The 17,811-nt window shown below is 64.0% G+C and carries 14 protein-coding genes; 11 read left to right on the forward strand and 3 right to left on the reverse strand.

Annotated elements, in window-relative coordinates; all coding sequences use genetic code 11:
* Positions 1 to 40: 40 nt before the first annotated feature.
* The 10 genes from EN859_RS07195 (at position 41) to EN859_RS07240 (ending at position 10,841) form a co-directional block, all read left to right on the forward strand.
* Entirely contained in the window at positions 41 to 1,861 is a 1,821-nt protein-coding gene (locus EN859_RS07195) for a DNA polymerase III subunit gamma/tau (protein ID WP_127852806.1), read from the forward strand.
* Positions 1,862 to 1,943: 82 nt separating this feature from the next.
* Positions 1,944 to 2,267 carry a YbaB/EbfC family nucleoid-associated protein gene (locus EN859_RS07200; RefSeq protein WP_127852805.1) on the forward strand — a complete coding sequence of 108 codons (324 nt, stop codon included), beginning with the start codon at positions 1,944 to 1,946 and terminating at the stop codon, positions 2,265 to 2,267.
* A 218-nt stretch (positions 2,268 to 2,485) separates the two neighbouring features.
* Positions 2,486 to 3,433: a cell wall hydrolase gene (locus EN859_RS07205; protein WP_127852804.1), complete on the forward strand. Its 948-nt coding sequence runs from the start codon at positions 2,486 to 2,488 to the stop codon at positions 3,431 to 3,433.
* 56 nt (positions 3,434 to 3,489) lie between these two features.
* Complete coding sequence (gene recR, locus EN859_RS07210; protein WP_127852803.1) at positions 3,490 to 4,095, forward strand: recombination mediator RecR; 606 nt, start codon at positions 3,490 to 3,492, stop codon at positions 4,093 to 4,095.
* Positions 4,096 to 4,120: 25 nt separating this feature from the next.
* Entirely contained in the window at positions 4,121 to 5,398 is a 1,278-nt protein-coding gene (locus EN859_RS07215) for a lytic murein transglycosylase (protein WP_245525502.1), read from the forward strand.
* Positions 5,399 to 5,621: 223 nt separating this feature from the next.
* Positions 5,622 to 7,262: an ABC transporter substrate-binding protein gene (locus EN859_RS07220; protein ID WP_189501762.1), complete on the forward strand. Its 1,641-nt coding sequence runs from the start codon at positions 5,622 to 5,624 to the stop codon at positions 7,260 to 7,262.
* Between the two features lie 18 nt (positions 7,263 to 7,280).
* The gene (locus EN859_RS07225) at positions 7,281 to 8,351 is read left to right on the forward strand and encodes an ABC transporter permease (protein ID WP_127852800.1); all 1,071 of its coding nucleotides are present in this window, start codon (positions 7,281 to 7,283) and stop codon (positions 8,349 to 8,351) included.
* Positions 8,348 to 9,268, forward strand: coding sequence for a nickel transporter permease (gene nikC, locus EN859_RS07230; RefSeq protein ID WP_127852799.1), 921 nt, complete (start codon positions 8,348 to 8,350; stop codon positions 9,266 to 9,268). Before EN859_RS07225 ends, nikC begins: the two co-directional genes overlap by 4 nt.
* The gene (locus EN859_RS07235; RefSeq protein WP_127852798.1) at positions 9,265 to 10,098 is read left to right on the forward strand and encodes an ABC transporter ATP-binding protein; all 834 of its coding nucleotides are present in this window, start codon (positions 9,265 to 9,267) and stop codon (positions 10,096 to 10,098) included. The genes nikC and EN859_RS07235 overlap by 4 nt, the downstream gene beginning before the upstream one ends.
* Positions 10,095 to 10,841 carry an ABC transporter ATP-binding protein gene (locus tag EN859_RS07240; RefSeq protein WP_127852797.1) on the forward strand — a complete coding sequence of 249 codons (747 nt, stop codon included), beginning with the start codon at positions 10,095 to 10,097 and terminating at the stop codon, positions 10,839 to 10,841. Before EN859_RS07235 ends, EN859_RS07240 begins: the two co-directional genes overlap by 4 nt.
* Before the next feature lie 24 nt (positions 10,842 to 10,865).
* Here EN859_RS07240 and EN859_RS07245 read toward each other — a convergent pair whose 3' ends face one another.
* Genes EN859_RS07245 through EN859_RS07255 form a run of 3 tightly spaced genes read right to left on the reverse strand, consistent with a single transcriptional unit; the run spans position 10,866 to position 16,188 of the window.
* A complete protein-coding gene (locus EN859_RS07245; protein ID WP_127852796.1) occupies positions 10,866 to 13,967 on the reverse strand; it encodes an efflux RND transporter permease subunit in 3,102 nt (1,033 codons plus the stop codon).
* Complete coding sequence (locus EN859_RS07250; RefSeq protein ID WP_127852795.1) at positions 13,964 to 15,055, reverse strand: efflux RND transporter periplasmic adaptor subunit; 1,092 nt, start codon at positions 15,053 to 15,055, stop codon at positions 13,964 to 13,966. The genes EN859_RS07245 and EN859_RS07250 overlap by 4 nt, the downstream gene beginning before the upstream one ends.
* The gene (locus tag EN859_RS07255) at positions 15,052 to 16,188 is read right to left on the reverse strand and encodes an efflux RND transporter periplasmic adaptor subunit (RefSeq protein WP_127852794.1); all 1,137 of its coding nucleotides are present in this window, start codon (positions 16,186 to 16,188) and stop codon (positions 15,052 to 15,054) included. Before EN859_RS07255 ends, EN859_RS07250 begins: the two co-directional genes overlap by 4 nt.
* A gap of 242 nt (positions 16,189 to 16,430) precedes the next feature.
* Between EN859_RS07255 and EN859_RS07260 the strand changes: the two genes are divergently transcribed.
* Entirely contained in the window at positions 16,431 to 17,708 is a 1,278-nt protein-coding gene (locus tag EN859_RS07260) for a 4-aminobutyrate--2-oxoglutarate transaminase (RefSeq protein WP_127852793.1), read from the forward strand.
* Positions 17,709 to 17,811: the final 103 nt, after the last annotated feature.

Here is a 17,811-nt window from a genome sequence, read left to right on the forward strand (position 1 = left end):
CGGCCGCCATGCGTTGCGGTCCTTGGAGCTTTAACGGCGAATGAGCGAAGCCGGAAATTTTGGGACGGACAAGGCCGGCGTCTATCGCGTGCTGGCGCGCAAATACCGCCCTACGAATTTCTCCGAGCTGATCGGCCAGGAGCCGATGGTCCGCACGCTGACCAATGCCTTTGCCAGCGGCCGCATCGCCCAGGCCTGGATGCTGACCGGTGTGCGCGGTGTCGGCAAGACGACGACGGCGCGTATCCTGGCGCGGGCGCTCAACTACAAGACCGCCACCGTCGATCAGCCTTCGGTCGAGCTTACCGAGTTGGGTGAGCACTGCCGGGCGATCATGGAAGGCCGCCATGTCGATGTCATCGAGATGGACGCCGCCTCCCACACCGGCATCGACGACATCCGCGACATCATCGACCGTGTGCGCTATGCGCCGGTCTCGGCCCGCTACAAGGTCTACATCATCGACGAAGTGCACATGCTTTCCACCCAGGCCTTCAACGGCCTGTTGAAGACGCTGGAAGAGCCGCCGCCGCACGTCAAATTCATCTTTGCCACTACCGAAATCCGCAAGGTGCCAATCACCGTGTTGTCGCGCTGCCAGCGCTTCGATCTCAGGCGCATCGATTCGGCGGTGATCAAGAGCGACCTTGCCAGAATAGCGGGACTGGAAGGCATCGAGGTCGAAAGCGACGCGCTGGCAATGATCGCGCGGGCGGCTGAAGGGTCGATGCGCGACGCCCAGTCCATTCTCGACCAGGCGATCGCCCACGGCAGCGGCGTTGTCAGTGCCGAGGCCGTGCGTGCCATGCTCGGGCTCGCCGATCGTGCCCGCATCGTCGACCTGTTCGAGCATGTGATGAAGGGCGACGTGGCGGCCGCACTGGCCGAATTCCGCAACCAGTACGACACCGGCGCCGATCCGGCCGCGGTGCTGACAGACCTTGCCGAATTCAACCATCTCGTCACCCGCTTGCGCTTCGTACCGGCGGCCATCGAGGATGCCTCGCTGTCCGAGGACGAACGCCGGCGCGGCGCCGACTTCGCCAAGGCGCTGTCGCTCAGGGTGCTGTCGCGGACATGGCAGATGCTGTTGAAAGGCATTCCCGAGGTGCAGTCTTCCAACCGGCCGGTAAGCGCTGCCGAGATGGTGCTGATCCGGCTGACGCATGCCGCCGACCTGCCGACGCTGGACGAGGCGCTGAAATCGCTGGAGGCCGGAGTGCCAGTCTCAAGTGGTACGCCAGTCCCCGGTGGTGCGCCACGTTCGAACGGTGCGCCTGCGAGCCCTAGCAATGGCGGTGGCGTCAGCCCGGTGGCGCAGACGCGGATGCCGACGACCGGCGGCGGCGCGCAGACGATGCGGCTGGTCGAGGCCGAACCGATGCCTCCCGCTTTCGTGGCGGCGCCGGAGCCCGCCGTCGAGGTGCCGCCGGTACCGGTGAAGTCGCTGGCCGACATCGCCGCCCTTGCCGACACTCATCGCGACATGGCCTTCAAGGTGCTGGTGAAGCGCTGCGTGCGCGCGGTGCGCATCGAGCCCGGCCGCATCGACGTCAGCCTGACCGACGATGCACCGAAGATGCTGCTCAACGACCTGACCGCCAAGCTGCGCGCATGGACCGGCCGCAACTGGCTGGTGTCGCTGTCGAAGGAAGCGGGTGGCCAGACCCTGGCCGAGATGGAATCGACCAAGCGCGAAAATGCCTTCCTCGATGCCAGGAGCGATCCGACCGTTGCCGCAATCCTGGCACGCTTTCCCGGCGCCAAAATCATCGACGTGCGCATTCCCGACGCGCCGGAAGCCGAGACCGTCGAAGCCGATTTGCCGGTCGAGCCGGCGGCGGACGACGACGAAACCTGAAGCATGATCCCGAAAAGTGGGAGCCGATTTTCGGAGAAGATCCCGCTCAGACAAAGAATTATCAATCGTAGAGGACCCCACGATGAAAGATCTTCTCGGCCTGATGGGCAAGGCGAAGGAAATGCAGGCCAAGTTCCAGGCCATGCAGGACGAGATCGCCACGCTGGAAGCCACCGGGCAGGCCGGCGGCGGCCTGGTCAGCGTGACGCTGACCGGCAAATTCGAGATGAAGTCGCTGAAGATCGATCCTTCGCTGTTCAAGGAGGCCGAGATCGAGATCCTCGAAGATCTGCTTCTTGCGGCTCACAATGATGCCAAAAATAAGGTCGAGCAGATCATGCAGGAGAAGACCAAGGCGCTGACGGCAGGTTTGCCGATCCCGCCGGGAATGAAACTGCCATTCTGAGCCGACTGCGACCAGTTAATTGATTATGAAAGGAAATTGATCGCGAACCGTGTTGTTAACGGTTTTCTCGCGAGTGTTCACGCGGCTATTTCCAGCCATTCATAAAGTTTTACCCATGCCGATGGAATGCTAACCCTTTAGCCATCTTTTTGCCGGAAAGAGTCTCATTCTTGCCACATCTCGGGGCGGGCTGGCAGCTGAAAAATGAGGCACTTTTGTTGATCGCGACGCGATGGAAGACGCCGCTGCTGCTATTCGGCATCGTCACCTCTCCGCTGTTTCTGGCCGGTTGCAGTCAGACCACCACGCACGGCATGTCGGTCGCCAGCCTGACCGACGCCATCACGCCGAGCTTCCTGTCCCGTTCCTACCGTCACACGGCGAAGGACAAGGAATGCCTGGAGCGGGCGATGTTCTTCGAGTCCAACAGGTCGAGCCGTGACGGCATGATCGCCGTCGGCACCGTCGTCATGAACCGGCTGCGCTCGGGCCAGCATGGCAACACCATCTGCGAGGTCGTCGGCGAGCGCGGCCAGTTCGCCCCTGGCGTCATGACGCGGCCGATGAATTCGAAGGCGATGCCCGATGTCGAGGAAGCCGCCGAGGCCGTGCTCAAGGGTGAGCGCAAGGGCAAGCTGAAAAACACGATGTATTTCCACACTGCCGGCCTGCGCTTTCCTTACAAGAATATGCACTACACCATGTTGGCCGGCGGCAACGCCTTCTATGAAAAGCGTGGCCGCAACTGGAAGCCGCTGCCAGACGAGCCCACGGTCGCCATGGCGTCCGCGACGCCTCGAGCGTTGCCGGCGCCTGCCGCGCCGGCAACGCAGGTGGCTTCCGCGGAGCCGGCACAGACTGCCGCGTCCGCCAAGCTGGCGCCCACCAAGGCAACCCCCGCCGAGGTAACGTTTGTGACTGCCGTCGCATCGCAACCGGCGAAGTCGATGAGAGTACCCACTGTGAAGCCGACTCTGGTGGCGATGCAGGAGCCTATGCAGGAACCGGATGCTGCCCGCTTCGGCGGACCTGCAACCGCGCAGGTCGTCACCTCGTTCCCGGACGCGCCGGCACAGCCGGCGATGGCATTTGAATCGACGCCCGAGAATACCGACGCCATCGGCGCGATGATCGCCAGCCAGAGCCGTCCGCTGGAAGCATACTAAAGACAGCGCGCAGCGCTGGTGTTCCAAAGCGCGCGGAAAAATCCTAAACCGATGCGATGTCCAAGCGAATCGCCGGTCCCGAGATCGAACGCCTGATCCAGTTGCTGGCCAAGGTGCCGGGGCTCGGTCCGCGTTCGGCTAGGCGCGCCGCACTGCATCTCATCAAGAAGAAGGAGCAGTTGCTGTCGCCGCTCGCCAACGCCATGGCCGAGGCGGTCGACAAGGTGCGCATCTGCTCGACCTGCGGCAATGTCGACACGTCCGATCCCTGCATGATCTGCACCGATCCGCGCCGCGACCCCGCCACGCTCATCGTCGTCGAGGATGTCTCCGATCTCTGGGCACTGGAGCGGGCGGCCGCCATGAACGTGCGCTACCATGTGCTGGGCGGCACGCTGTCGCCGCTCGACGGCATTGGCCCCGAACAGCTCAACATCCGCTCGCTGGTCGACCGCATCGCCGGCGGCGAGGTGAAGGAGGTAATCCTTGCCGTCAACGCCACCGTCGAGGGCCAGACCACCGCGCATTACCTCACCGATCAGCTGTCCGGTTTCGAGGTCAAGGTGACGCGGCTGGCGCATGGCGTCCCGGTCGGCGGCGAGCTCGACTATCTCGACGAAGGCACGCTGGCTGCCGCGCTGCGCTCGCGGACGGAGTTTTGAGACGGTTGCGATGAAGGAATCTGTGGTGAGCGGTTTTCCTGATGTGATTGCGAAGGAACGCGAACTTTACAGATTGGCCGCCATCTCTTTCCTAGCAGCGCTTATCGCTCTCATCATCGCCACCCCCGCCTCTGCCACGACAATCGACGACCAGTTCCGCGCCTGGCTCGGCAATGACCTCTGGCCCGAAGCCAAGGCCGAAGGCATCTCCAAGAACACTTTCGATGCCGCCTTCCACGGCGTGAAGCCAAACCTCAAGCTGCCCGACCTGGTGATGCCGGGCCAGCAGGCGACGACGCCGCAGAAGCAGCATCAGGCCGAGTTCGGCTCGCCCGGCGCCTATTTCGCCGAAAAGACGGTGCGTGCTGTGGCCGCCGGCGGGCGGACGCGCGAGGCGGCCAATGCCAGGACGCTGGCCGCGGTCGAGAAACGCTACGGCGTGCCGGGCGAGGTGCTGCTGGCGATCTGGGGCCGCGAGACCGGCTTCGGCGCAGCGAAAATACCTTACGACGCCTTCGAGGTGTTGGGCACCAAGGCGTTCATGTCGACAAAGAAAGAGTTCTTTCGCACCGAGGTGCTGGCGGCGCTCGACATCGTCGAGCGTCGCCTGGCGCCTGTCGGCGCGATGAAATCGTCCTGGGCAGGCGCGCTTGGCCAGCCGCAATTCATGCCGACATCCTTCCTGAAACATGCCGTCGATTTCGATGGCGACGGCAGGGTCGACATCTGGAATTCGACGCCCGACATTCTGGCCTCGATCGCCAATTATCTTGTCCACTATGGTTGGGTGAGGGGCCGCGGCTGGGGTTTTGAGGTGTCTGTGCCGGAGAGCGTCTCATGCTCGCTCGAAGGCCCGGACCAGGGCAGGACAATTTCCGAATGGGCGGCGATGGGCATCAAGCGCGTCGCGGCAAGGCCGTTTCCGGTCAGCGAATTGAAGGCCGAAGGCTTTCTGCTGATGCCGGCCGGGCGCAGCGGTCCGGCCTTCATCGTCACCCCCAATTTCTACGTGCTGAAACAATACAATACCAGCGACCTCTACGCCCTGTTCATCGGCCACGGCGCCGACCGCATCGCCCATGGCGACAGCAATTTTTCCGGCAGCTGGGGCGCGGTCGGTGGACTGTACCGGTCCGATATCGCCGCCCTGCAGCGGACGCTGGAGGCCAAGGGCTACGATGTCGGCAGCGCCGACGGCCTGCCCGGTTTCAAGACGCGCCGCTCGATCGGCAAGTGGCAGGCCAGCACCGGCCGCGTCGCCACCTGTTTTCCCGATGCCGATCTGGTCTCGGCGTTGAAGTAGCTGCAAAACGGGTTGTTGCTGCCGACCGATCGCCGCAGCCGGTCTGGCCCAACCAACCACACTGCAAATGCTCGTTGCCGCGCTCGAAACCGCCGGATATGGTGAGGCCGAACTGGACAAAAAATGCCAAGACAACCGGTTCAGGGGCCTCATTCGATCCGGCAAGAAATGCCGAACCCTGAGCCGGGAACTCAGGTCAACAAAACAGGGAACAATGACGATGATGATGGAAAAGTTTGCTCTTCGCTCCCGCTTCTTGCTTGCGGGCGCGGCCATGTCGGCGCTGCTTCTGGCCGGCGCGCCTGCCTTTGCGGTTACGCCCGCCGATACGCTGGTCGAAGGTTTCGCGATCGACGACATCATCACCATGGATCCGGGCGAGGCATTCGAGCTGTCGACGGCGGAGGTCACCGGTAATACCTATGATCTTCTCGTGCGCCTCGACCTCAGCGATACCTCCAAGGTCAAGGGTGACCTCGCCGAAAGCTGGAGCGTCTCAGACGATGGCCTGACCTACACTTTCAAGCTCAAGCCCGGCCTGAAATTCGCCTCCGGCAATCCGATCACCGCGGCGGATGTCGCCTACTCGTTCGAGCGCGCCGTCAAGCTGGACAAGAGCCCGGCCTTCATCATCAATCAGTTCGGCATCAGCGGCGACGATGTTGCCGACAAGGCCAAGGCTGTCGACGACACGACATTCCAGTTCACCGTCGACAAGGCCTATGCGCCGAGCTTCGTCCTGAACTGTCTGTCTGCGACGGTTGCCTCGGTCGTCGACAGCAAGCTGGTCAAGGAACATATCGCTCCGGTGACGCCGAGCGCCGACTACAAATACGACAACGATTTCGGCAACGCCTGGCTGAAGACCGGCTATGCCGGCTCCGGCGCCTTCAAGCTGCGCGAATGGCGCGCCAACGAGGCCGTCGTGCTGGAGCGCAACGACAACTACTACGGCGAAAAGGCCAAGCTTGCCCGCGTCATCTATCGCAACATGAAGGAAAGCTCGGGCCAGCGCCTGGCGCTGGAAGCAGGCGACATCGACGTTGCCCGCAACCTCGAGCCGAACGACCTCGACGCCATTGCCAAGAACGCCGACCTAACCACCACCAGCGCCCCGAAGGGCACGGTCTACTACATCAGCCTCAACCAGAAGAACCCGAACCTCGCCAAGCCCGAGGTTCGCCAGGCCTTCAAATATCTGGTCGACTATGACGCGCTGGGCTCCACCATCCTCAAGGGCATCGGCGAGATCCACCAATCTTTCCTCCCCAAGGGCGATCTGGGCGCAATCGACGAGAACCCGTTCAAGCTCGATGTCGCCAAGGCCAAGGAACTGCTCGCCAAGGCTGGCTTGCCCGACGGCTTCAGCGTAACCATGGACGTACGCAGCACCCAGCCGGTGACGGGCATGGCGGAATCGTTCCAGCAGACGGTGGGGCAGGCCGGCATCAAGCTGGAGATCATCCCCGGCGACGGCAAGCAGACGCTGACCAAATACCGCGCCCGCAACCACGACATCTATATCGGCCAGTGGGGCCAGGATTATTTCGATCCGAACTCCAATGCCCAGACCTTTGCCAGCAATCCCGACAATTCGGATGAAGGCAAGACCAAGACTCTTGCCTGGCGCAATGCCTGGGATATTCCGGATTTGACCAAGCAAACCGAGGCGGCCCTGCTTGAGAAGGATTCCGCCAAGCGTGCTGCAATGTACCAGGATCTGCAGAAGAAGATCCTCGACACCAGCCCCTTCATCGTCATTCACCAGCAGCTGGAGGTGGCTGGCCTGCGCAAGAACCTCAAGGGCTTTGCGCTTGGCCCGAGCTTCGACACCAATTTTGTCGGCACGATTTCGAAGGAGTGATGCCGGCGGAAGCGCCGCATGAGCGTAGTTGAAAGAAGAGAAGCGGAAGCAGGGCGCGGCGGCGCCCGTGCTGTCGCTGTCGCGTCATCGATTGCCCGTTTCCTGGTCATCGCGATAACGACCTATATCGGTCTTCTCGCGGTGACCTTCTTCATCGGCCGCGTTATCCCCATAGACCCGGTGCTTGCGGTGCTCGGCGACCGGGCGCCGGCCAATGTCGTCGAGCGCACGCGCCGCGAGATGGGGCTCGACTTGCCGCTGGTCGAGCAGTTCTACATCTATGTGAAAAACGCGCTGAACGGCGATTTCGGCACCTCGGTGCTGACCACCAATCCGGTGATGACCGACATCCGTCGTGCTTTTCCCGCGACGATCGAACTGGCGACGCTGGGAACATTGATCGGTTCCGTCATCGGCGTGCCGCTCGGCGTGCTGGCTGCAGTCAGGCGCGGCAGCATCATCGACCAGGTCGTGCGGATCATCGGCCTGGTAGGTTACTCCGTGCCGATCTTCTGGCTGGGGCTGCTGGCGCTGGTGCTGTTCTACGCCAAGCTGCAATGGGTCGCCTTTCCCGGCCGCCTCGACGTCGTCTACGAATACACGTTCACGCCGATTACCGGCTTCTTTCTGCTGGATTCGCTGTGGCAGCGGCAGTGGGACGTTTTTTATGATGCCTTCCGCCACATCATCCTGCCGGCTTCGCTGCTCGGCTATTTCTCGCTCGCTTATGTCAGCCGCATGACGCGCTCGTTCATGCTCAACGAGCTTGCCCAGGAATATATCGTCGCGGCGCGCGCCAAGGGTCTGTCGGAAACACGCATCATCTGGGGCCATGCGCTGCGCAACGCTGCGGTGCCGATGGTCACCGTGATTGCGCTTTCCTATGCCGGGCTGCTCGAAGGTTCGGTGCTGACCGAGACGGTATTCTCGTGGCCGGGAATCGGCCTTTATATCACCAATTCGCTGCAGAACGCCGACATGAACGCGGTGCTCGGCGGCACCATCATCATCGGCTCGGTTTTCATCGGCATCAATCTTCTGTCCGACCTGCTCTACCGGGTGCTCGATCCGAGGACCAAAGCAGGATGAGCGATCTTGCGATTCAGAGCCGTCGAGACTGGCTGCTCAGCGAGCGGCCGGCGTCGCGCATGCAGGCAAGGCTCGGCCGCGCCTATGTGGCGTGGCGGCGCTTTTCCGCCAACCGGCTGGCGTTTCTCGGTCTGCTCATCATCCTCGCCCTGCTGGTCGTCGCCGCCCTTGCCGGCGTCCTGGCCCCCTATTCGCCGACATTCGGCGACCTGAAAGGTTCCCGGCTTCTGGTACCGAGCGCCGAGCACTGGTTCGGCACCGATGACCTCGGCCGCGACATCCTTTCGCGCATCATCTTCGGATCCCGATGGACGCTCTACGTCGTCATTCTCGTCGCCATCATCGCTGCTCCGATCGGCCTGCTGGTCGGCACCGTCGCCGGTTATGCAGGCGGCTGGACCGATGCGATCCTGATGCGCATCACCGATATCTTCCTCGCCTTTCCGAAGCTGATCCTGGCATTGGCCTTCGTCGCCGCACTCGGCCCCGGCATCGAGAATGCGGTGCTCGCCATCGCCATCACCTCATGGCCACCTTACGCGCGCATCGCCCGCGCCGAAACTCTGACCGTGCGCAATTCGGATTACATCAAGGCGGTGCAACTAATGGGCGCCTCGCCGTTCCGCATCGTGCTTCGCCATATCATGCCGCTCTGCATCTCCTCGCTGATCATCAGGGTGACGCTCGACATGGCCGGCATCATCCTGACCGCCGCCGGTCTCGGCTTCCTCGGCCTCGGCGCGCAGCCGCCGTTGCCCGAATGGGGCGCGATGATCGCGTCGGGCCGCCGCTTCGTGCTCGACCAGTGGTGGGTAGCCGGCGCGCCGGGTGCCGCAATCCTCATCGTCAGCCTCGGCTTCAACCTGCTCGGCGACGGCCTGCGCGATGCGCTCGATCCCCGGAGTGGCGACCAATGAGCACGCTTCTCGACGTCGACGACCTGCGCGTCACCTTCCCGACGCGTACCGGCCTGATCCAGGCGGTGCGCGGTGTCTCCTTCTCGCTCGGCCGCGAGCGGCTCGGCATCGTCGGCGAATCCGGGTCGGGCAAGTCGCAGACCGGCCGCGCCATCATGGGCCTGACCCCGCCGCAGGCCGAAGTCACGGCGAAGAAGCTTGCCTTCGACGGCATCGACCTGTTGGCGGCATCGCCGCGCGATCGCCGGGCGCTGCGCGGCAAGCGCATCGCCATGATCCTGCAGGACCCGAAATATTCGCTTGATCCGGTGATGAGCATCGGCCGCCAGATCGTCGAGACGCTGCGCACGCATGAGAAGGTCGGCCAGGCCGAAGCCCGCGACCGCGCGCTTGCCATGCTGGAGGCGGTGCAGATCCGCGACCCGGCCCGCGTCTTCGACCTGCATCCGCATGAGGTTTCCGGCGGCATGGGCCAGCGCGCCATGATCGCCATGATGCTGATCGCGGGACCGGAGATGATGATCGCCGACGAGCCGACCTCGGCGCTCGACGTCACCGTGCAGCTCGACGTGCTCGGCATCCTCGACAGGCTGGTCAGCGAGCGCGGCATGGGGCTGATCTTCATCTCGCACGATCTGCGCCTGGTCTCGTCTTTCTGCGACCGCGTCATCGTCATGTATGCCGGCAAGGTGATCGAGCAGCTGGCGGCGTCCGAACTCGGCCGCGCCCAGCATCCCTATACCCGCGGCCTGCTCAACTGCATGCCGAAGATTGGCGCCGACCGACACCCGCTGCCGGTGCTCGACCGCAAGCCGGAGTGGGCGGCATGACGTTGGCTCTTTCCGTCGACAGGCTGGAGGTGGTCTTCGACCGCTTTCGCGCGCTGAAGGGCGTCAGCCTCGAAGTGCAATCCGGCGAATCCTTCGGTCTGGTCGGCGAATCCGGCTCCGGCAAATCGACGCTGCTGAGAGCGATCGCCGGCCTCGCGCCGGCCGCTTCGGGCACCATCACCGTCAATGGCAAGAGGCTTGGCACGCGTCGCGACAAGGCCTTCTACCGCGAAGTGCAGATGGTCTTCCAGGACCCGTACGGCTCGCTGCACCCGCGCCAGACCGTCGACCGCCTGCTGCAGGAGCCGCTCGCCATCCACGGCTTCGCCGATGGCGAGAAGCGCATCCAGCGGGCGCTAGACGAAGTCGGCCTCGGAAGCGGCTTCCGCTTCCGCTATTCGCATCAATTGTCCGGTGGCCAGCGCCAGCGCGTCGCGATCGCGCGCGCCCTGATCCTCGAGCCGTCGATCCTGCTGCTCGACGAACCGACTTCGGCGCTCGACGCTTCCGTGCAGGCAGAAGTGCTCAACCTGCTGGAAGAGATCCGGCGGCGGCGCAAGCTGACCTTCCTGATGGTCAGCCACGACCTCGCCATCATCACCCATATGTGCGAGCGGCTGATGGTGATGCAGAACGGCGAGGCGGTCGAGGATCTCACCGCGGACGATCTTGTCCAGCGGCAGGTGACGAAGGATTATACGCGCAATTTGCTGAGGGCCAGCGAGGGGTTTGTGAGGACATAACGCGAGGCAATTCGCACCTTGCCCTCAGGCCGAGCCGCTTTTCGCTACGACTTCATCTGGTACGGGTTCGCCTCCCGGCGTCCTTTTCGGCTCCTTGATGCGGAACCACGTGACGTACAGCGCCGGCAGGAACAGCAGGGTGATCGCCGTGCCGGCGATGATGCCGCCCATCATGGCATAGGCCATCGGCCCCCAGAACACTTCGCGTGCGATCGGGATCAGCGCCAGGCTGGCGGCGGCCGCCGTCAGTGCAATCGGCCGCATGCGGTGCTCGGTCGCCTCGATGACGGCCGCCCAGCGATCCTTGCCCTCGGCGACCAGATCTTCGATCTGCACGATCAGGATGACGGAGTTGCGGATCAGGATGCCGATCAGCGCCAGCACGCCTAGGATGGCGACGAAGCCGAGCGGTGCGCCGCTCGGCACCAGTGCCGCGACCACGCCGATCAGCCCGAGCGGTGCAACCGCGACGACCAGGAACAGGCGCTGGAAGCTCTGCAGCTGCACCATCAGGATGGTCGCCATGATGAACAGCATTAGCGGCACTACGGCGGCGATCGGCCCCTGGCTATTGGCGCTTTCCTCGACCGAGCCGGCAGTGGCGATTGTATAGCCCGGTGGCAGCTTGGCGATGAAGGCGTCGACCGAGGGCTTCAGTTCGTTGACGACGGTGGCGGGCAGTACGTCGCCGACCAGCCCGGCGCGAACCGTGATGGTCGGGATACGGTCGCGGCGCCATACCGCCGGCTGTTCGAGCTCGTAGCGGAAGTTCGCCACCGCCGCGAGCGGGATCGCCTCGCCGGTGCCGGTCGGCAGCTGCATGTTTTGCAGCGTGTTGATCGAGCCCCGCTCGGCCTCGCGTGAGCGGGCTACCACGTTGATCAGATAGGTGGCGTCGCGTACCTGGGTGATGGCCGAGCCGCCGACAGTGCTGTTCAGCGTGCTGGCAATGTCGGTGGAGGTGATGCCGAGCTGGCGCGCCTTGTCCTGCAGCACGTCGACCCTCAGCACCCGCTGCGGCTCGTTCCAGTCGAAGGTCGGTGCTGCCAGTTTCGGGTTGGCGGAAATGACGCCGGCGAACGCCTGCGCCAGCTCTCGCACCGTCTGGATGTCAGGGCCGCCGACGCGATATTGCACCGGGCGCCCGACCGGCGGCCCGAGTTCGAGCAGCTTGACGAAGGCGTCGGTGCCGACGAACTCCTCGCGCAGCAGCTTTTCCAGCGCCGGCTTGACCCGGTTGCGCGCCTCGATGCTCTTGGTGACGATGACGGTCTGGCCGAAATAGGGATTGGCCGGCTGTACGTCATAGGCGAGCACGAAGCGCACCGCGCCCTGGCCGATATAGGAGCTGAAATGGTCGATGTCGGGATTGCCGACCAGGGCCCGCTGCTCGAATCGCTCTATCTGGTCCCGTGTCTCGGCGATCGACGAGTTCTGTGGCAGGTTCCAGTCGATGATCAGTTCCGGACGGTCGGACGGCGGAAAGAATTGCTGCTGGACGAGGCCAAAGCCTGCCAGTGAGGCGGCGAACAAAAGCACGGTGGCGATGATCGTCAGCCAGTGATTGCGCACCGAGCCGACAAGGATACGCCGGAACAGCGAAGTGAAACGGCTGGGCTGCTCGTGATGCTTTTGCTTCATCTCCGCCGGCAGGATGGTGACGCCGAGCAGCGGTGCAAACAGCACCGCCACGATCCACGACACCAGCAGCGACACCGCAATGACGACGAACAGCGTGAAAGTGTATTCGCCGGCGGCGCTGTTATTGAGGCCGATCGGAATGAAGCCGGCGACCGTCACCAGCGTGCCGGTCAGCATTGGAAAGGCAGTCGAGGTGTAGACATACGTCGCCGCCTTGCGCAGATTGTCGCCGATCTCCAGCCGCGCCACCATCATTTCCACCGCGATCATGGCGTCGTCGACCAGAAGGCCGAGCGCGATGATCAGCGCGCCGAGTGAAATGCGCTGCAGCGAGATGCCGAGATAGGCCATGACCGTGAAGGTAATGGCCAGCACCAGCGGGATCGATAGCGCCACCACGAAGCCGGCGCGCATGCCGAGGCTGATGAAGGACACGGCGAGCACGATGGCGACCGCCTCGAACAGCGCGCGGGTGAAGCCTGATACGGCCTCCTCAACGATGACCGGCTGGTCGGCCACCAGATGCACGCCGACGCCCACCGGCAGGTCGGCCAGCACCTTGTTCATCTCTTCGTGCAAGGCCTCGCCGAATTTGAGCAGATTGGCGTTGGGCTTCATGCCGATGGCGAGCCCGATCGCGTCCTGCCCATTGAAGCGGAACAATGCCGTCGGCGGATCGGCATAGCCACGCCGGATTGTCGCCACGTCGCTCAGCCGGAAGAACCGGTCGTTGACGCGCAGGTTGATGGCGCGAAGGCTTTCCTCCGAGGTGAACTGGCCGCCGACGCGCACGCTGATGCGCTCCGGCCCGGACTGGATGACGCCGGACGGCGTGATGGCGTTCTGCGCCTGCAGGCTCGCCACGATCGCCTGCTGATTGAGGCCGAGTGAGGCGATCTGGCGGGTCGAGAATTCGAGATAAATCGCCTCGTCCTGGGCGCCGACAAGGTCGACTTTGCCGGCGTTAGGCACGGTCAGGATCTTTGTCCGCGCCTCCTCGACATAGTCGCGCAGCTGGCGAAGCGTCAGCCCGTCAGCGGTGAAGGCATAGATATTGCCGAAGACGTCGCCGAAGCGGTCGTTGAAGAATGGCCCCTGCATGCCTTGCGGGAACTGCGACCAGATGTCGTTGACCATGTTGCGCACCTGCAGCCAGGTCGGCACGACATCGCGTGCCTTGGTGGTCGGCTTCAGGTTGACGAAGATGACGGTCTTGCCTGCGGTGGTGACCGAGCGGGTGAAATCGAGGCTGTCCAGCTCTTCGAGCTTCTTCTCGATGCGGTCGGTCACTTGCCGCAGCGTCTCGTTGACCGAAGCACCGGGCCAGTTGGCCTGGATGACCATGGTCTTGATGGTGAAGGCGGGATCTTCCTCGCGACCGAGATTAAGATAGGCAAAGACGCCGGCGACGACGAAGACCAGCATGAAGTACCAGACCAGCGAACGATGGCCGAGCGCCCAGTCGGAGAGGTTGAAGCCCTTCATGTGGCCCCTTCGCCGGGAATCCTGACCTTCTGGCCTTCCACCAGGCTGTGCACGCCGGCGGTGACGACACGCATGCCGGCGTCCAGGCCTTCGGCGACTGTGAATGTGGCGGAGCCCTTGGCGGCGATCTTGATATCGCGCGCACTGACGCTCGACGTCTGCACATCGACGATCCACACCTTGTCGGCGCCGTTCTTCTGCAGCAGCGCCGACAGCGGCAGCTCGATTGTCGGCGCAACTTTTGCCATGCGTGTTGCTGTCACCGTCGAACCGAGCCGGAATGCCGTTGGCGGATCGATGAGCGTCAGCCTGACGCGGCGGGTGCGGGTCGAGCCTTCGGCCTGCGGTGCGATCTCGCGCAGCTTGGCCTCCGTCTTTATCGTCGGCAGCGATTGCAGGGTGATCTCGAAGGGCGCCCCGACGGCAAGATCGCCGGTCAGCCGATCGGGAATATCGACCACCGCCTCGCGCGGATTGGAGCGCGCCACGGTGACGACGGTCTGGCCGGGCGAGACCGTCTGGCCGACCTCGGCGCCGACGGCCGTGACGACGCCGTCGAAGTCGGAAAACAACCTGGCATAGCCGAGCTGCTCTTGCGACTTGGCAAGTGCGGCGGCGGCCCGTTCGACACCGGCCGCCGCTGCTTGCCTGGCCTGCTGCGCCGCATCGAGGACGGCCTGCGAGGTGTTGGCGGCGGCGAGCAGCTGGCGCTGGCGTTCCTCGCTCGCGGAGGCATTGGCAAATTGCGCCTGGGCATTGGAGAGTTCCGCCTTCGCCGCCTGCACGGCAAGCTCAAGCGCCGTCGGGTCGAGCGCGGCGATCGTTGTTCCCCTGCTGACGACGTCGCCGACCTTGACGTCGCGGGAGACAACCCGGCCAAGCAGGCGGAAGGCGAGCTCGGCGCTGAATTGCGGCTCGACCGAGCCGGCGAAGCCGAAGGTGTCATTGGTGCGCGGCTCGACTACTACCGACAGCACCGGCCGGATGATCTCGGGCGCCTTCTCTTCCGATTGCGAGCAGGCGGCGAGCGACGAAAGCACAAGCAGGACAACGATAAGCAGGACAGGGGTGCGCGGCAGCCGGCTCATTGTCCCGCCCCCGCTATCTCGACGGTCTGTCCGGGGCTCAGCAATTGCACGCCGGCGGTGACGACGCTTTGCCCTTCCGCCAGCCCCTTGTCGATGACGACCACGCCAGAATCGAAGGCCAGCACCTCAACCGGCGTCGTCGCCACCACCTTGGTCCCTTGATCGACAACCCAGACTGCCGGCTTGCCGTCGCTCGAGGTCAACGCCTGCCAGGGCAGCAGGACGGCCTTTACCGGCCTGGCGCTGGCCGAGCCGATCACGGCCGCACCCAGCGGCATGCCGGAGGGTGTGTCGGGAATGGCGACCTTGACCCGGATCGAGCCCGAGGCCGGGTCAACCGCCGGCGAGATTTCGCGCACCTTGCCGATCGCCTTGACCTGCGGGTCGGACTGCAGCGTGATCGTGACCGGCGGCGGCGCCGGCATCTGGGCAACCAGCGTTTCGTGGACGTTGAAGACCGCATCGCGATCGCCGTCCTCAGCGACGGTGAAGACGGTCTGTGCCGCTTCCACCACTTGCCCGGCTTCAACCTGGCGGGCGGTGATGATGCCAGCCGCACCGGCCCTGAGCTCGGTGAAGGAGAGGTTCTCCTTGGCGTTGGCGAGCGCGCTTTGTGCAGCATCGACGCTGCCTTGCGCCACTTTCAGCGTCTGGTCGGCGGCGTCAAAGTCGCGCCTTGTCGTATAGCCCTGCAAAAGCAGCGTCTTTTGCCGTTGGAAGGCTGCTGCGGCCTGTGTGACCTGCGCCTGCGCTGCGTCGAGATCAGCCTGCGCCGAGCGCAGGTCGGATTCCTGTTCCTGTGGATCGATGCGGGCAAGCACTGCGTCCTTGTCGACATGCTGGCCGATCTCGACGAGGCGTTCGGCAACCCGGCCGCCGACACGGAAGGACAGGTTGTTCAGCGTGCGCGCGGCGATCACACCAGTCAGCGAGGTCCTCGGCGCATAGTCGGCGATCGCCACCGTCTCGGTGCGCACCATGATGGGCAGTTTCTTGGCGGCCGCCTCCTGCCTCTGGCAGCCGGCCAGAAGGAACGGCATCATCGCACAGGCCAGGATGGCGGGAGCGGCTGAAAACGGCGAAAGGCTGAAGACCTGTGCCTGCGGGGCGGACGGTGTCGCGTTGCTGCTCATGGATTCCCCCGCCGGCGTCAGTCGCTCCTCACGGCGACACGCCCCAGGCGATTGCGAGGATAATCGATCCCGAGGAAAAGGGAACGGGTCTCGAACGTATCGGCCGATTGGTTAAGGCAACGCTGGAGGGCAGGCCCAATCGCCCGACGACGGTGCCGACTTGAGGAAAACATGAAATAAGATCAGAAGATTTCCTGGTAGCCACCAGAACGAGAACGGGCGCCCGCCCGGAGAGGGACGAAATGAAGAATTCAGCCATTTCCGAACGCAAGAACCAGTCGATTTCGCGCGGCGTCGGCATGACCACGCAAATCTATGCCGACCGCGCCGAGAATTCGGAGATCTGGGACGTCGAAGGCCGCCGCTACATCGACTTCTCTTCCGGCATCGCTGTCGTCAACACCGGCCACCGCCATCCGAAGGTGATCGAGGCCGTCAAGGCGCAGCTCGATCGCTTCACCCACACCTGCCACCAGGTGGTGCCCTACGAGAGCTACGTGCGGCTGGCCGAACGGCTTAACGGCATGCTGCCCGGCAAGTTCGACAAGAAGACGATTTTCGTCACCACCGGCGCCGAGGCGGTGGAGAATGCCGTCAAGATCGCCCGCAACGCCACCGGCCGCCCAGCGGTCATCGCCTTCTCCGGCGGCTTCCACGGCCGCACCTTCATGGGCATGGCGCTGACCGGCAAGGTAGTGCCTTACAAGGTCGGCTTCGGCGCCATGCCGGCCGATGTCTTCCACGCGCCGTTCCCTGTCGCGCTGCACGGTGTTTCCGTCGCCGATTCGCTGGCTGCGCTCGACCGGCTGTTCAAGGCCGATGTCGATCCGGCCCGTGTCGCCGCCATCATCGTCGAGCCGGTGCAGGGCGAGGGCGGCTTCTACGAGGCGCCGCGCGACTTCATGACCGTGCTGCGCAAGATCTGCGACCAACACGGCATGCTGCTGATCGCTGACGAGGTGCAGACCGGCTTTGCCCGCACCGGAAAGATGTTCGCCATGGATCATCACGAGGTCGCCGCGGACATCACCACGATGGCCAAGAGCCTGGCCGGCGGCTTTCCGCTGGCCGCGGTCACCGGGCGCGCCGAGATCATGGATGCGCCGAACCCTGGCGGGCTTGGCGGCACCTATGGCGGCAGCCCGATCGGCGTTGCCGCGGCGCATGCGGTGCTCGACGTGATCGACGAGGAAAAGCTTTGCGACCGCGCCAACACGCTCGGCGCACGGCTGAAGCAGCGGCTGCAGTTGATCCGCGACGAAGCACCCGAGATCGTCGACATCCGCGGCCCCGGCTTCATGAACGCGGTCGAATTCAACGATATCAAGAAGGGCTTGCCGTCGGCGGAAATCGCCAATGCGGTCCGGCTCAAGGCACTCGACAAGGGGCTGATCCTGCTCACTTGCGGCGTCTATGGCAACGTCATCCGCTTCCTGGCGCCGATCACCATCCAGGACGGCGTCATGAACGAAGCGCTCGACATTCTGGAAAGCTCGATCCGCGAGGTCCGCGCCGGCTGAGTGGCCTCACAGCGCTGCGTCCTTTGGGACGCGCAAAGGACGCTGTAAAACTTTGATTTTCCGCATGATCCCAGCGAAAATCGAAACCCGATTTTCCGGGTCA

It is taken from the genome of Mesorhizobium sp. M00.F.Ca.ET.216.01.1.1 (genome assembly GCF_004010325.2).
GTDB lineage: Bacteria > Pseudomonadota > Alphaproteobacteria > Rhizobiales > Rhizobiaceae > Mesorhizobium.

What these genes read in the sequence shown, in the direction of transcription:
- EN859_RS07195 (WP_127852806.1), top strand. Translation starts at nt 41, where the DNA reads ATGAGCGAAGCCGGAAATTTTGGGACGGACAAGGCCGGCGTCTATCGC.
- EN859_RS07200 (WP_127852805.1), top strand. Translation starts at nt 1,944, where the DNA reads ATGAAAGATCTTCTCGGCCTGATGGGCAAGGCGAAGGAAATGCAGGCC.
- recR (WP_127852803.1), top strand. Translation starts at nt 3,490, where the DNA reads ATGTCCAAGCGAATCGCCGGTCCCGAGATCGAACGCCTGATCCAGTTG.
- EN859_RS07220 (WP_189501762.1), top strand. Translation starts at nt 5,622, where the DNA reads ATGATGGAAAAGTTTGCTCTTCGCTCCCGCTTCTTGCTTGCGGGCGCG.
- EN859_RS07225 (WP_127852800.1), top strand. Translation starts at nt 7,281, where the DNA reads ATGAGCGTAGTTGAAAGAAGAGAAGCGGAAGCAGGGCGCGGCGGCGCC.
- nikC (WP_127852799.1), top strand. Translation starts at nt 8,348, where the DNA reads ATGAGCGATCTTGCGATTCAGAGCCGTCGAGACTGGCTGCTCAGCGAG.
- EN859_RS07235 (WP_127852798.1), top strand. Translation starts at nt 9,265, where the DNA reads ATGAGCACGCTTCTCGACGTCGACGACCTGCGCGTCACCTTCCCGACG.
- EN859_RS07240 (WP_127852797.1), top strand. Translation starts at nt 10,095, where the DNA reads ATGACGTTGGCTCTTTCCGTCGACAGGCTGGAGGTGGTCTTCGACCGC.
- EN859_RS07245 (WP_127852796.1), bottom strand. Translation starts at nt 13,967, where the DNA reads ATGAAGGGCTTCAACCTCTCCGACTGGGCGCTCGGCCATCGTTCGCTG.
- EN859_RS07250 (WP_127852795.1), bottom strand. Translation starts at nt 15,055, where the DNA reads ATGAGCCGGCTGCCGCGCACCCCTGTCCTGCTTATCGTTGTCCTGCTT.
- EN859_RS07255 (WP_127852794.1), bottom strand. Translation starts at nt 16,188, where the DNA reads ATGAGCAGCAACGCGACACCGTCCGCCCCGCAGGCACAGGTCTTCAGC.
- EN859_RS07260 (WP_127852793.1), top strand. Translation starts at nt 16,431, where the DNA reads ATGAAGAATTCAGCCATTTCCGAACGCAAGAACCAGTCGATTTCGCGC.